This is a genomic window from Streptomyces sp. NPDC048419, assembly GCF_043200415.1.
Classification (GTDB): domain Bacteria; phylum Actinomycetota; class Actinomycetes; order Streptomycetales; family Streptomycetaceae; genus Streptomyces.
Genome location: NZ_JBICXT010000017.1, coordinates 184,325 through 197,396, shown reverse-complemented (window position 1 = coordinate 197,396; position 13,072 = coordinate 184,325). Strand labels below are relative to the sequence as shown.

13 protein-coding genes are annotated in these 13,072 nt (G+C 71.1%); 7 read left to right on the top strand and 6 right to left on the bottom strand.

Annotation, left to right across the window (positions count from 1 at the left end; translation table 11 throughout):
* Positions 1 to 164 precede the first annotated feature (164 nt).
* Positions 165 to 2,015, top strand: a complete 1,851-nt coding sequence (locus ACGFYN_RS31345; RefSeq protein ID WP_393869269.1) for a glycoside hydrolase family 76 protein — start codon at positions 165 to 167, stop codon at positions 2,013 to 2,015.
* A gap of 21 nt (positions 2,016 to 2,036) precedes the next feature.
* Here the strand turns inward: ACGFYN_RS31345 and ACGFYN_RS31340 are convergent, their stop codons facing one another.
* Positions 2,037 to 2,534: an N-acetyltransferase gene (locus ACGFYN_RS31340; protein ID WP_393869268.1), complete on the bottom strand. Its 498-nt coding sequence runs from the start codon at positions 2,532 to 2,534 to the stop codon at positions 2,037 to 2,039.
* Between the two features lie 214 nt (positions 2,535 to 2,748).
* On the opposite strand from ACGFYN_RS31340, the gene ACGFYN_RS31335 reads away from it, so the two are divergent.
* Together ACGFYN_RS31335 and ACGFYN_RS31330 are read left to right on the top strand one after the other, a co-directional pair.
* Positions 2,749 to 3,963, top strand: coding sequence for a phosphatidylserine/phosphatidylglycerophosphate/cardiolipin synthase family protein (locus ACGFYN_RS31335; protein ID WP_393869267.1), 1,215 nt, complete (start codon positions 2,749 to 2,751; stop codon positions 3,961 to 3,963).
* A gap of 88 nt (positions 3,964 to 4,051) precedes the next feature.
* Positions 4,052 to 4,735 carry a formylglycine-generating enzyme family protein gene (locus ACGFYN_RS31330; protein ID WP_393869266.1) on the top strand — a complete coding sequence of 228 codons (684 nt, stop codon included), beginning with the start codon at positions 4,052 to 4,054 and terminating at the stop codon, positions 4,733 to 4,735.
* A 30-nt stretch (positions 4,736 to 4,765) separates the two neighbouring features.
* On the opposite strand, the gene ACGFYN_RS31325 is transcribed toward ACGFYN_RS31330, so the two are convergent.
* From ACGFYN_RS31325 to ACGFYN_RS31305, 5 genes are all read right to left on the bottom strand, one after another.
* Positions 4,766 to 5,887 carry a lipid II:glycine glycyltransferase FemX gene (locus ACGFYN_RS31325; protein WP_393869265.1) on the bottom strand — a complete coding sequence of 374 codons (1,122 nt, stop codon included), beginning with the start codon at positions 5,885 to 5,887 and terminating at the stop codon, positions 4,766 to 4,768.
* A 60-nt stretch (positions 5,888 to 5,947) separates the two neighbouring features.
* Entirely contained in the window at positions 5,948 to 6,568 is a 621-nt protein-coding gene (locus ACGFYN_RS31320) for a hypothetical protein (protein ID WP_393869264.1), read from the bottom strand.
* A 67-nt stretch (positions 6,569 to 6,635) separates the two neighbouring features.
* The gene (locus tag ACGFYN_RS31315; protein WP_393869308.1) at positions 6,636 to 7,373 is read right to left on the bottom strand and encodes a rod shape-determining protein; all 738 of its coding nucleotides are present in this window, start codon (positions 7,371 to 7,373) and stop codon (positions 6,636 to 6,638) included.
* An 83-nt stretch (positions 7,374 to 7,456) separates the two neighbouring features.
* A complete protein-coding gene (locus ACGFYN_RS31310; RefSeq protein ID WP_393869263.1) occupies positions 7,457 to 7,831 on the bottom strand; it encodes a TraR/DksA family transcriptional regulator in 375 nt (124 codons plus the stop codon).
* Between the two features lie 67 nt (positions 7,832 to 7,898).
* The gene (locus tag ACGFYN_RS31305; protein WP_393869262.1) at positions 7,899 to 8,210 is read right to left on the bottom strand and encodes a TraR/DksA family transcriptional regulator; all 312 of its coding nucleotides are present in this window, start codon (positions 8,208 to 8,210) and stop codon (positions 7,899 to 7,901) included.
* Positions 8,211 to 8,540: 330 nt separating this feature from the next.
* Between ACGFYN_RS31305 and ACGFYN_RS31300 the strand changes: the two genes are divergently transcribed.
* The 4 genes from ACGFYN_RS31300 (at position 8,541) to secD (ending at position 13,044) form a co-directional block, all read left to right on the top strand.
* Positions 8,541 to 9,515 (top strand): HAMP domain-containing sensor histidine kinase, encoded by a 975-nt coding sequence (locus tag ACGFYN_RS31300; protein ID WP_393869261.1) that lies wholly within the window; start codon positions 8,541 to 8,543, stop codon positions 9,513 to 9,515.
* A gap of 2 nt (positions 9,516 to 9,517) precedes the next feature.
* Complete coding sequence (locus tag ACGFYN_RS31295) at positions 9,518 to 10,204, top strand: response regulator (RefSeq protein WP_393869260.1); 687 nt, start codon at positions 9,518 to 9,520, stop codon at positions 10,202 to 10,204.
* Between the two features lie 63 nt (positions 10,205 to 10,267).
* Positions 10,268 to 10,684, top strand: a complete 417-nt coding sequence (locus tag ACGFYN_RS31290; RefSeq protein ID WP_393869259.1) for a hypothetical protein — start codon at positions 10,268 to 10,270, stop codon at positions 10,682 to 10,684.
* An 80-nt stretch (positions 10,685 to 10,764) separates the two neighbouring features.
* Positions 10,765 to 13,044, top strand: coding sequence for a protein translocase subunit SecD (gene secD, locus ACGFYN_RS31285; RefSeq protein ID WP_393869258.1), 2,280 nt, complete (start codon positions 10,765 to 10,767; stop codon positions 13,042 to 13,044).
* The last annotated feature ends 28 nt before the right edge of the window (positions 13,045 to 13,072 follow it).

Below are 13,072 nucleotides of genomic sequence, written 5' to 3'. Positions count from 1 at the left end.
TAGTTACGGCCGCGCGAGCCCATGGTCCGTTCGACAACGTTGTCCCACCGGGCCTGACGACCACGGCGGGCGAACAACCACCGCTCCCCCAGGCGGCCGCCCTCCTCCCCGGGCGGCCGCCGACTCCCCTTCCGCGTACGGCCCTCACAGACAGGCGGTACGTCATGTCTGCTCGGACCCACCCCGTCATCGGCGGACTGCTGGCCCTTCTCCTGGCCCTGACCGGCCTCGTCGCCCTCCCCACGCCCTCCCGTGCCGCGACGTCGGTCTGCGCCCTGGCCTGCGACACCCTGGACCCCTCGAAGGCGCAACAGGAGACCTTCCCGGTGCCCGGCAAGAACCTCAACGGCCGCACCCTGCGACTGCACGTCTCCGACCCGGACGACATGGCCTGGGCGAGCATCGACGACGGCGTGAGCGGCGACTCGGTCTGGCTGGACCGCTCCTGGGACCGGGGCGCCGGCTGGGAACCGCTGCTCGGCAAGGCGAGCATTCCCAGCACATGGACCGGCACCCGCACCCTCATGTACAACATCACCGACCCGGTCGGGCACCGGCGCGGCTGGATCCGTGCCTGCGGTGACGCCGCCGGCGTCGCCTGCACCGACTGGGTCTACCCGAAGGTGTGCGACGGCACGTCCTGCGACGGCGCCGACCCCGCCACCGCGGCGGGCGACGCCACGCCCGTCCCCTCGACGCCCCTTTACGGACGCACCATCAGCCTGCACGTCGACCAGCAGGGCGGCATGGCCTGGGGCGTGATCGCGGGCGGCGGCGCGGGCGACGAGATCTGGCTCGACCGCTCCTGGGACGGCGGCGCGAGCTGGTCCGAGGGATCGTCCCTCGGCCGTACGAGCGTGCCGTCGGGCACCGCGTCGACCCGGACCGTCATGTTCGCCACCCGGGACCCGCGCGGCCTGCTCTACGGCGGAGCGGTCCGCGCCTGCGGCCGCGAGGTCTCCCACCAGGAGGGCAGCTGTACGGCCTGGGTCCGGCCCGCGCCGACCCGGGCACGTGCGGCAGCGGACGTTCTGATGGCGTCGTACCAGACCAACGAAGGCTGGTGGCAGAGCAGTTGGTGGAACTCCGCCGCCGCCCTCACCGCGCTGATCGACTTCGCGAAGCGCAGTGGGCGGCACGACTACGACTGGGCGATCGCCCGTACCTTCGAGCAGAACCGCGGCGTCTTCCCCGCGGGCGGCCGCAGTTCGGACCCGATCGAGGGCCACTTCATCAGCCGTGCGATCGACGACGCGGCGTGGTGGGCGGTGGCGTGGGTCGCGGCCTACGACTACACGGGCGAACGGCGCTATCTGGACGAGGCGGTCACGATCACCGACTACGTCCACCAGTACTGGGACACTGGCACCTGCGGCGGCGGTGTCTGGTGGAACCGCGAGCGCACCTACAAGAACGCCGTCACCAACGGGCTCTACCTGTGGCTCACCACCGCTCTCCACCAGCGGATCGCGGGCGACACCGAGTGGGGCGGCCGGGCGACCACGGCGGGCGACTGGTACCTGTCCAGTGGGTTGATCAACTCCTCGGGTCTGGTCAACGACGGACTGACCGCGGGTTGCGCCAACAACGGCCAGACGGTGTGGAGTTACAACCAGGGCCTGGCCATCGGCGCGTTCACCGAGCTGTGGCGGTCGACCGGCACCGGGCGCTACCTGGACAGCGCGAAGCGCCTGGCCGACGCGGCGATGTCCTCGACCGCCCTGACCCGCGACGGCGTACTGACCGAGTCCTGCGACGTCGGCACTGGCTCCTGCGACGACAACCAGAAGCAGTTCAAGGGGATCTTCATCCGCCACTTCGCCGACCTCGCGGGCGCCACCGGGTCCGCGGCCTACCAGGCGTACGTCAGCAAACAGGCGGACTCGATCTGGGCCACCGACCGGGACTCCCTCAACCGCCTTGGTCAACGCTGGTCCGGCACGAGTCCGAACGTGTCGGACTGGCGTGCGCAGGCGAGCGCGCTGGAGGCGCTGACGGCTGCGGAGCGGCCCTAGATCCGTGCTCGGCGGTGTCGGTCACGAGGAACGCGGCAGCGCGAGCCACTCCTGCCAGGTGATGTCGCGGCCGACGTAGCGGGGTTGCCGGAAGGGCCAGTCGGCCGCGATCCACTTCGGTACCAGGGCGTCGAGGGAGCGCTCCGTGTCGCCGCCCACGAGGTCGTCCACCACCCACCAGGAGATGTCCGCGTCGGCCCCGGTTCGCTCGGGCGGGTCGATGTAGACACAGCCGAGGATCGCCGTCTCCTCCCCGTCCAGCAGCGCGTAGTTGAACGACTGGTGCGCGGCGATCTCCTGCTCGTGCCGCAGCAGGTCGACGCGGTCCTCTTCGTAGGTCATCGTCTCCTTGGGCCAGCCCCAGGCCGGGCCGAACATCTCCCACAGGCGCGCTCGGGAGCCCATGACGGCGGGGTGGTCGATCGGGGTGTCAGCCTCCCGGATCGGCCGCAGGTGAACCGCGGTGCCGGGCACGGGCACGTGGACGGGGTGGACGAAGTCGTCAGGCAGCCAGCTCATAGGGCCTGACGCTACCCCCGGGCGGCGCGGGACCCGCCGGCATTTTTCGCCGCACCGAGGCGGAGTCGATCCTCGGTACAGCGCCCGGTGCCCGGGCGGACGGGATCAGCTGGTGCGACCGCAGGGAGTGCGTCGGTGACCGCAGGGCATCAGCTCTCTGGGCTCGTCCGGCGGCCCTGAACGCTCGGTCCTCATGGTTCAACGGGAGTTTCGCGTGATCGTCGACGGCATACCGGCACCGGCACTCGCCGCCCGTGGCGCCCACCCTGACGCCGAGCTGCGCAAGCAACGTCTGCGGCGCCGTCTGGAGCGGCTGATCGGCGTGGCCGCCACCGAGGGAAACGAGCTGGTGCCGCTCCGCAACGGCCAGGCGATCTTTCCCGCGATGCTCGAAGCGATCCACTCCGCGCAGCACACGATCGACATGATGACGTTCGTCTACTGGCGGGGCCAGATCGCCCGCGACTTCGCCGCCGCTCTCGCCGACCGGGCCCGTGCGGGGGTACGGGTGCGGCTGCTGCTCGACGGTTTCGGCGCCAAAAGGATCGAAGGGGACCTGCTGGAGCTGATGGACTCCGCCGGTGTGCAGGTGGCCTGGTTCCGTAAGCCGGTCTGGCTGTCGCCGTTCAAGCAGAACCACCGTTGCCACCGCAAGGCCCTCATCGTCGACGAGCACACGGCCTTCACCGGTGGCGTCGGCATCGCGGAGGAATGGTGCGGCGACGCCCGCAACCCCGGCGAGTGGCGGGACACCCATGTGCAGGTGCGCGGTCCGGCCGTTGACGGGATCGCCGCCGCCTTCGCGCAGAACTGGGCCGAGTGCCACGACGAACTCTTCGACGAGCGCGACCGGTTCACCGAGCACAGCCAGCCCGGCTCCTCGGTCGTACAGGTCGTGCGCGGCTCCGCCAGCATCGGCTGGCAGGACATGCAGACCCTCATCCGGGTCATGCTCACCTCCGCCGAGGAACGCTTCCGCCTCGCCACCGCCTACTTCGCGCCCGACCGGTACTTCGTCGACCTGCTGTGCCGGACCGCGCGCCGCGGTGTGCGCGTGGAGATCCTGCTGCCCGGCCCCCATACCGATCAGCGCGCCTGCCAACTCGCCGGCCAGCACCACTACACCCGCCTGCTGGAGGCGGGCGTGCACATCCGGCAGTACCAGCCGACGATGATGCACGCCAAGATCATGACCGTCGACTCGGTCGCCTCCCTCATCGGCTCCACCAACTTCAACCGCCGCTCCATGAACCACGACGAAGAGGTCATGCTCGCCGTCCTGGACGAGACACTCACCGCCTCACTCGACCGCGACTTCGAGGAGGACATGAAGCACAGCGTCGGCATCGACCTCGCCCGGTGGAAACGCCGGGCGGCACTCCAACTGGCCAAGGAGGCCGCGGTCACGCCGATCCGGCGATTCCTGTAGGCGGATGCCCAGTCCTGCCTCCCTGGCTCCCACTGGCCGTCCTCGTCGGCCCTCGTCGGCGTGCACGAGACGTCGTAGGGTGACGGTCGTGGACACGGGGGCAGTGAACGAGTTGGTCGCCATCCCGCCGGGGCGGGTGACGTTGTCGGACCGACGGACGCAGACCAGTTGGCAGGTCGAGGTCGCGGCGTTCCGGATCTCGCCGTTCCCGGTCACGCAGGCTTGGTACGCGCAGGTCACCTCTCTGCGGCCGAGCAGCAGCCAGGGCCGCCGGCTGCCCGTCGAGGGCGTCTCGTGGTGGGACGCGGTCCAGTTCTGCAACGAGTTGTCCCGGCGCGAGAGGTTGACACCCGCCTATCACCTGCATGTCGGCGCCGGGACGGCCCAATGGGTCACCTCCGCGGACGGGTACCGGCTGCCGACCGAAGCCGAGTGGGAGCACGCCTGCCGTGCGGACACCACCGGTCCGCGGTACGGCCGGCTCGAGGACGTCGCCTGGTACCAAGGCAACTCGGGCGGCCAGGTACGCCCGGTGGGCGGCAAACAGCCCAACGGCTGGGGCCTGTACGACATGCTGGGCAATGTGTGGGACTGGTGCTGGGACATCTACGACGCCGAGGTGTACGACACCTATCGCGTGCTCCGTGGTGGTGGATGGGCCGATGAGCACTGGAGCTGCCGAGCCTCGGTGCGGCGGCGCAGCCACCCGACCTTCCGGATCGACGACGTGGGATTCCGCGTCGCCCGCTCGATGCCGCCGAACAGGACGTGACACGACCCAAGTCACCGCACGCCAGAAGCCTCAGCGGCGGGACATGTAGAGGTCGAGGGCCTTGTGAAGGATCTTGTTGAGCGGGTAGTCCCACTCACCCAGGTATTCGACGGCGTCGCCGCCGGTGCCGGACTTGAAGCGGAGCAGGCCCAGTAGGTGGTTGCCCTCGTCGAGGGTCTCGGTGATACCGCGGAAGTCGTAGACACCGGCGCCGAGTTCGTGGGCGTCGCACATCATGCGCCACTGGATGGCGTTGTTCGGCTGGACCTCGCGCTTACGGCTGGTGGAGGCGCCGTAGGAGTACCAGACGTGCTCGCCCACGGTGAGCATGGTGGCGGCGGCGAGTACGTCTCCCTCGTGGTGCGCGAGGTAGAGCCGCATGCGGTTGGCGTCCTCGGCTCGCAGCGCGGTCCACATGCGCTGGAAGTAGGCCAACGGGCGGGGAATGAACCGGTCCCGTTCGGCGGTCTCGACGTAGAGGTCGTAGAAGGCGGGCAGGTCCTCGTAGCCGCCCTGGACGACCTTGACGCCGGCCTTCTCCGCCTTCTTGATGTTGCGGCGCCACTGCTGATTGAGACCGCTGTGAATGTCCTCCAAGGACCGTCCGGCGAAGGGGACTTGGAAGACGTAGCGCGGCTGGCCGGCGGCGAATCCGTCCTCGCTGCCGGGTTCGGTCTGCTGCCAGCCCATCCGGCGCAGCCGCTCGGCGAGGTCGAATGCCGACGGGTCCTGCTCGGTGGCCTCGACGTCGCGCAGCCAACGGGCCCGCGGATCGGCGATCGCCGCCTTCACTGCGTCGGCACTCCAGCGGCGGACGACGACGGGTGGGCCCATCTTGACCGTGAAGGCGCCCCGTTGCTTCAAGTACGCCAGCATGGGCTGAAGCCACTGCTCCAGATCCGCCACCGCCCAGTCGATCACCGGGCCTTCGGGCAGATAGGCGAGGTACCGCTTCAGCTTCGGCAACGGCCGCAGCAGCACCAGCCCCACGCCCACCAGACGGCCGCTGTCGTCGATCCATCCCAGGCTCTCCGCCCGCCACTCCGGCTTCACGTCTCCCCATGAGGGGACCTGCATGTGACTCACCGAAGAACGGGCCGTCACGAACGCCAGATGCTCCTCGCGGGTGATCGCCTTCAGGCGGTAGCTCATGCGCACTGCTCCTTTGTGATCACGGTTCATGCCGATCACATCTTGCCCACTGATGTGGCGCTACGGCGACGTCTTCCACCGTGGCGCCGTTCGCGCCCACGCTGTGTCCCACGCTGCGAGGTTGCGGCGCTGGATGACGTGGTGGGCTGTGCCGTAGGCGGCCGCCGCGACAGCGTGGACGGCGAGGGCCGCGATGAGGGCCGAACCCATGGCGCGGTTGCGGACCTGGTCGGGACTCAGGGGCGGCTCGGTGATCCTTCCCTCGGTGTCGGCCCAGATGCGGATGGTGCTGCCCTTGGGCAGGGCCGGTTCCACGTCGGTTGTGGCGGTGTGGGCGCGGCCGTGGGGGTCGGCGAAGCGGACCTTCGTCGGGTAGCGGGTCTCCCTGGCCTCGGCCGAGCCGGGCTCGGGGTGGCGGCGGGCGGTCTCGACGAGGGTGGCGGTGGTGTGGTGGCGCGTTGCGGCCTGGTGCTGGGCGGTGCGGTGATAGTGGCCGTAAGCGGTGTCACCGGCGAGGAACATCGCCGGCAGCGTCGCCGCCAGTGCGGCCAGCAGCAGCCCGACGCCGATCCACGCCTGGGTCAGGTCGCTGCGGCGGCGCAGGGGGTTGCGCCGCAGCCGCCAGAACATGAGCCGTGGCAGCTCCGTGGGAGGCGACGGCGGGGGCAGGCGGGCGGGCATGGTCTCCTCCTTTCCACGCCGCCGATGGCGCGGGCATGAACCGCCGGTGGCGAGAGCCGGGGCGCGGCTAGTTGAGCTGCGGGGCGGGTGGTGGGGAGCCGCAGGCGGAGGGGTGGGCGTGCGCTGCGTGCAGCAGCTTCGCGGCGCCGCGGACCGCCGCTGTGTACGGGGCGGGAACGACCCGAAGCGGCGCCTGCAGCCGGCCGGTGAGGTGGTGGGTGATCTCGGGACGCAGAGCACCACCACCGGCCAGAAGGATGCCGCGACGAAGGGCGTCGGCGGTGACGGAGCGGCGGTCCTGGCGGAGCATCGCGGTCAGCATCCGGGCCACCGCCTCGCTCAGTTGCTCGGCCGTGGTCTCCTCGTCCAGGTCGCCGGTGCCCAGTGCAGTGGTGCGTGCGTCCGTGACCGCGCCGTCGCACAGCAGCACCACCTCCGTCAGGTGGGCGCCGATGTCCACCACCAGCAGCGGCAGGGACGTGTCGGCCCCGGCGGCCAGGGCGATGCACCGGGCGCCGGGCACGGTCAGGACGCTGCGCGGCCGCAGCACACCGACCGCGGCACGGGCCTCGGTCCGGTAGGCGAGGCCGTCCAGGACCGGCGCGGTGACGATCACCATCGGGCGCACACGCTCCGGCAGGCGGTCGGCGAGCAGGCGCTGCAGCATCCGGGCGCAGCCCGGGGTGTCGATGATGGTGCCGCGCTGGATGGGGTGGTCCACGGCGCTGCCGGGAAAACTCACGGTCGGCACGTCGGCCACGACACCCCGGCCGGCGATCCAGGCGCGCGTACGGGCGCTGCCCATGTCCAGGGCGAGGCCGCAGCAGCTCCGGCACAGCGGCCGGAACCGGTGCCGGTCGGCAGCGGTGTGCGGGTGGGGAGCGCCGCTCACCGGATCGCCTCCTTGACCTGCTGGCAGCGGGCGCAGTAGCGGGCCTGCGGCACGATCGTCAGCCGGTCGAGGCCGACGTGGTGCCGGCACAGGTGGCAGGCGCCGTACGTGCCCTGGTCCATGCGGTGCAGCGCCGCCTCGACGTCGGCGAGGACCATGCGGGCGGACGCGGTCAGCTGGACGCGGACCTCGAGCTGCGCCGCGGCCTGCCGCTCGCCCCGCTCCTCGACGCGCGTGCCGGCCGGGCCGGCGAGCTGGCGCAGCTGCTCCCGGCGGAACAGCCGCTGTTCGTGCAGGTTCTCCCGAAGTGCGGCGAGATCCTCGGCCGACAGGTGCTTCGTACGGTGTCCGATGGTCTGGTGGTTCACCACGTCACCCCCCTTTCGTAGGGCAGGGACTTTCCTGGGGCAGGGCGGAGTTCGCCGGTACGGGCGGTGGTCAGGTGGCGTGGCGCCGGCACGGGACGCAGTGGCGGGTGTAGGGCAGGATCTCCAGCCGCTCCGCGGGGATGGGTTTGGCGCAGCCCTGGCAGGTTCCGTAGGTGTCGTCCTCAATACGGGCGAAGGCGTCGTCGATCTCTTTGAGGACCCGTTGCATCGCGGTTTTCTGTTCGGACAGCAGGTGATCGTCCGTGCTCGGCCCTCTCTCGCCCAGGGCCTGCAGCTGCGCCAGCCGTGAGGTGCGGGCGTGTTCGAGGCGCTGACGCGCTTCGTGCAGATGGGGCTCGGCCCGGGTGACATCGAGCGACATGGTCGTCTCCTCTTCTCGGCGGTGTACGGCGGGCGGTGTCTTCCACCCTGGCCGCACCGGCGCTGGATCAATATCGGGCGCAGACCCCATTTCCGCCGGGGCGAGGGGTCCATGCGGACGCGCCGCGGGCGAGGGGTCCATGCGGCTCCGCCATGGGTGCTCGCGGTCGGCACAAATGGGGGTCAGGGCCCATGGACGACCCGCTCGGGGCGAGGGCAGGCTGGCGACAGGCTCACCCGAGCACCCCGCCGCCGTCGACACGCTCGACGTTCGGGCGGTGTCCGACAGGAGAGGTGGCCCTTGGCGAGTTGAACTGGAGGCGCAAGACCGGTGTCGTTGTTCTGGCGGATCTTCGCCCTCAACGCCGTGGTGCTGGGCATGGCCACGGCACTGCTGTTGTGGGCTCCGGTGACGGTCTCCGTGCCGGTGGTGCTCACCGAGGCGATCATCCTGGTCGGCGGCCTGGCCGTCATGCTGGTCGCCAACGCCGCGCTGCTGCGGCTGGGCCTGGCCCCGTTGGACAGGCTCGCCAGGCTGATGGCGGGCGTGGACCTGCTGCGCCCCGGCCAGCGTCTGCCTGCCAGCGGGGGCGGCGAGGTCGCCAAGGTGATCCATACGTGCAACGCCATGCTGGAGCGGCTGGAGCAGGAACGGGCCGCGAGCAGTGCCCGGGTGCTGCTCGCCCAGGAGGCCGAACGCCGCCGTATCGCACAGGAGTTGCACGACGAGGTCGGCCAGAGCATGACCGCGATCCTGCTGGGCCTCAAGCGAGCCGCCGACGACGCGCCGGAACCGCTGCTCAAGGAGCTGCACGAGGTGCAGGAGATCACCCGGGAGAGCCTGGACGAGATCCGCCGTCTGGTACGTCGGCTCCGGCCGGGCGTGCTGGAAGACCTCGGGCTGGTCAGCGCACTGACCTCGCTCACCGAGGACTTCGCCGCCCACACCGGGCTGCGGGTCACCCGCCGCTTCGACACCGAACTGCCCGTGCTGGAGCCGGAGACGGAGCTGGTCCTCTACCGCGTCGCCCAGGAATCGCTGACCAACGCCGCCCGCCACGCGGACGCCGAACGCATCGTCGTGGCCCTGCGGCGCACCGAGGACGGTGTGGTGCTGGCCGTCACCGACGACGGCTGCGGCATCAGTGCCCCGCGCGAAGGCGCCGGCATGCGCGGCATGCGCGAGCGGGCCCTGCTCATCGAGGCCGACCTGGACATCACTCCCGCCGGCACGAGCGCCGGTCCCGGCACCGGCACCGGCACCCAGGTCAAGCTCACCGCGCCCGTTCCCAGGAAGGAGCCGTGACCATGCCCGACACACCGGCCACCGCCACCGCCACCGCCACCAGAGCGATCCGCATACTCCTCGCCGACGACCACGCCCTGGTCCGCCGCGGTGTCCGCCTCATCCTCGACCGGGAGCCGGACCTCGACGTGGTCGCCGAAGCCGGCGACGGCGCCGAAGCCATCGATCTGGCCCGCGCGCACGATGTCGACCTTGCCGTCCTCGACATCGCCATGCCGCGTCTGACCGGGCTGCAGGCCGCGCGCGAACTGGCCGCTCTCCAGCCGGGTCTGCGGATCCTGATGCTCACCATGCACGACAACGAGCAGTACTTCTTCCAGGCCCTCAAGGCCGGCGCCAGTGGCTACGTGCTGAAGTCCGTCGCCGATCAGGACCTGGTCGCCGCCTGCCGGTCCGCGATGCGCAACGAGCCTTTCCTGTACCCCGGCGCGGTGACGGCCCTGATCCGCAACTACCTCAACCGGGTCCGCCACGGCGAGGAGACCCCCGACCAGATCCTCACTCCGCGCGAGGAAGAGGTCCTCAAGCTGGTCGCCGAGGGCCACTCGTCCAAGGAGATCGCCGACCTGCTGTTCATCAGCGTCAAGACCGTTCAACGCCACCGCGCCAACCTCCTCCAGAAGTTGGGCCTGCGCGACCGCCTGGAGCTCACCCGCTACGCCATCCGCGCCGGCCTGATCGAACCCTGATCTGCCGGTCCTCGACGGCCCTGACGCATACGGAAAGACTCTTACGGAGAAGGGGGATCGTGCATGCACCACCCGCGCCGCACCTCCCCCGTCACCAACCGTCCCCGGTCCCGCACGGCTGCCGTGGTGACGGCTGTCGTACTGGCGTTGCTGGCCGCCCTCTGCGCCGCCGGACCGACCGGCACGACGAGCGGGCAGGTCATCGACTCGACCGCGACCATTGGCGATCACCGGGACGCCGGACCGCGCCACGACGACACGTGCGACACCGCCTGCGCCGTCTCGGCGGCCACTCGCCACACGGCGCACGGTGAGCACCCCGCCCCGCGCAACCATCTCACGCCCGTCCCCGACGACGGCACGGTCATCGCCCCACCGCAGCCCGCACCCCACCAGGCGACGGCCCGGCGCATCACATCCCCCGAGCCGCCCCCATCCCCAGACCGCGACCGCGCACCCCCTGCCCCCTCCGGCATCTGACACCCCCTTCTCCTCACTCCTCGACACCGCCCGGCCGGACCCGTCCGCCGCTGCGGCGGTGCGCCTGCCGGAGGCTTGCTTTGACCCGTTCCGCCCGTGCGAGGGCGCTGCTCGCCCTCGCCGTGATCGCCGTATCGCTGTACGTCGCCGTCGCCGTGCCGGTCCGCCTCGGACTCGACCTGCGCGGCGGCACCCAGATCGTGCTGGAGACCCGCTCCACGTCCACCACCACCGCAGGCCGCGAGGCCACCGACCGCGCCCTGGAGGTGCTACGCGGCCGTATCGACGCACTCGGGGTCGCCGAACCCACCCTCGTCCGCTCCGGCGACAACCGGATCATCGTCGAACTCCCCGGCGTGCAGGACCCGAAGAAGGCAGCCGACGTCCTGGGCCGCACCGCGGCGCTCACCTTCCACCCCGTACTCGGCACCGACGACAGCACCGACGACAGCACCGAAGACAGCGCCGACGACGGCGCCGAGACCAACGCCCGGCCGCTGCCGAAACGGCCTCACGACCAGGTCCTGCCGGACGAGTCGGGCACGTCACTCCGCCTCGGTGCCCCGGCTCTGACGGGCGAACACGTCAAGCAGGCCGCCGCCCGATTCGACCAGCAGAGCGGCGCCGGCTGGCACGTCACCGTCGACTTCGCGGGCGCCGGCCGTGACGGCTGGGCCAGGCTCACCGGCGACGCCGCCTGCCACACCGCAGGCGACCCGGCCCGCCGGGTGGCCATCGTCCTCGACGACAAGGTCATCTCCTCCCCCCAGGTCGCCCCCTCCATCGGCTGCGAGGCGGGCATCCGCGACGGCGCCACCCAGATCACCGGCTCCTTCGGCCCGGAAGAAGCACGCGAATTGGCCCTGCTCATCAACGGCGGCGCGCTGCCCGTACCCGTCGAGACGGTCGAACAGCGCACCGTGGGCCCGACGTTGGGCGCCGAGGCCATCACCGCCAGCGTCTGGGCCGCAGCCATCGGCACCGTCCTGACCTCGCTGTTCATCATCGTCGTGTACCGGCTCATGGGCGCGCTCGCCGCCATCGCCCTGGCCTGCTACGGTCTCCTCTCCTACGCCGCCCTGGCCGCCCTCGGCGCCACGTTGACCCTGCCGGGACTGGCCGGATTCGTCCTGGCGATCGGCATGGCCGTGGACGCCAACGTGCTGGTCTTCGAACGGGCCCGCGAGGAGTACGCGGCCCGTCGCCGCCCCAGCACCCGCTCGGCGCTGGCCGCCGGGTTCCGCAACGCCTTCAGCGCGATCGCCGACTCCAACATCACGACTCTCATCGCGGCAGGTCTGCTGTTCTTCCTCGCCTCCGGGCCCGTGCGCGGCTTCGCCGTCACCCTCGGCCTCGGCGTGCTCGCCTCCATGTTCAGCGCCCTGGTGATCACACGCGTGCTGGCCGAATCCGCCGCCGGCCGCCCCTACTTGCGCCGTCGTCCCCGCCTCACCGGAATCGCGACCACAGGCGCCGTCCGCGACCGTCTCACCCGCCGCAATCCCCAACTGATGCGCCACCCGCGCCGCTTGCTGGCCACCGCGGCCGCCGCGCTGATCCTGGCCGGCTCCGGCATCGCGGTCCGAGGCATCGACCTCGGCGTGGAGTTCACCGGAGGCCGCCTCATCGAATACGCGACCGCTACCCCCGTCGATCCCGACAGGGCCCGCACCGCGCTCGCCGACGCCGGATTCCCGCGAGCCGTCGTGCAGTCCTCCGGCGACACAGGGCTGACGGTACGCACCGAAGCGCTCACCAACGCCCAGGAGGCCGAGGTCACCACCGCCGTACGCGACCTCGCGGACGGCGCGGACAAGATCCGCGACGAACTGATCGGGCCCAGCCTCGGCGAGGAGCTACGCCGCGGCGCCCTCATCGCGCTCGCCGTGGCCCTCGGCGCCCAACTCGTCTACCTCGCGGCCCGCTTCCGCTGGCTGTTCGGCACCGCCGCCGTCACAGCCCTCGCCCACGACGTGCTCATCCTGGTCGGCGTCTTCGCCTGGCTCGGCAAGCCCGTCGACGGGGTCTTCGTGGCCGCCCTGCTCACCGTCATCGGCTACTCGGTCAACGACTCCGTGGTCCTCTTCGACCGCATCCGTGAACTGACCCGCAAGGTCCCGAGGGCGCCGCTGCCCGACATCGCGAACCGGGCGATCCTGCAAACCCTGCCCCGCACCGTGAACACGGGCATGGGCGCCGCCTTCATCCTCACCGCCCTCGCCGTACTCGGCGGAACCTCGCTCACCGACTTCGCCCTGGCCCTGCTCATCGGCCTCACGGTCGGCACCTACTCGTCCGTCTTCACAGCCGTCCCCCTCGCCCTCCAGCTCCAGGCCCGACGGCGCGAACCCCGGCGCTGAGCAGGGGAGTTGCCGTCTCGGCGATACC

What these genes read in the sequence shown, in the direction of transcription:
- ACGFYN_RS31345 (WP_393869269.1), top strand. Translation starts at nt 165, where the DNA reads ATGTCTGCTCGGACCCACCCCGTCATCGGCGGACTGCTGGCCCTTCTC.
- ACGFYN_RS31340 (WP_393869268.1), bottom strand. Translation starts at nt 2,534, where the DNA reads ATGAGCTGGCTGCCTGACGACTTCGTCCACCCCGTCCACGTGCCCGTG.
- ACGFYN_RS31325 (WP_393869265.1), bottom strand. Translation starts at nt 5,887, where the DNA reads ATGAGCTACCGCCTGAAGGCGATCACCCGCGAGGAGCATCTGGCGTTC.
- ACGFYN_RS31320 (WP_393869264.1), bottom strand. Translation starts at nt 6,568, where the DNA reads ATGCCCGCCCGCCTGCCCCCGCCGTCGCCTCCCACGGAGCTGCCACGG.
- ACGFYN_RS31315 (WP_393869308.1), bottom strand. Translation starts at nt 7,373, where the DNA reads ATGGGCAGCGCCCGTACGCGCGCCTGGATCGCCGGCCGGGGTGTCGTG.
- ACGFYN_RS31305 (WP_393869262.1), bottom strand. Translation starts at nt 8,210, where the DNA reads ATGTCGCTCGATGTCACCCGGGCCGAGCCCCATCTGCACGAAGCGCGT.
- ACGFYN_RS31295 (WP_393869260.1), top strand. Translation starts at nt 9,518, where the DNA reads ATGCCCGACACACCGGCCACCGCCACCGCCACCGCCACCAGAGCGATC.
- ACGFYN_RS31290 (WP_393869259.1), top strand. Translation starts at nt 10,268, where the DNA reads ATGCACCACCCGCGCCGCACCTCCCCCGTCACCAACCGTCCCCGGTCC.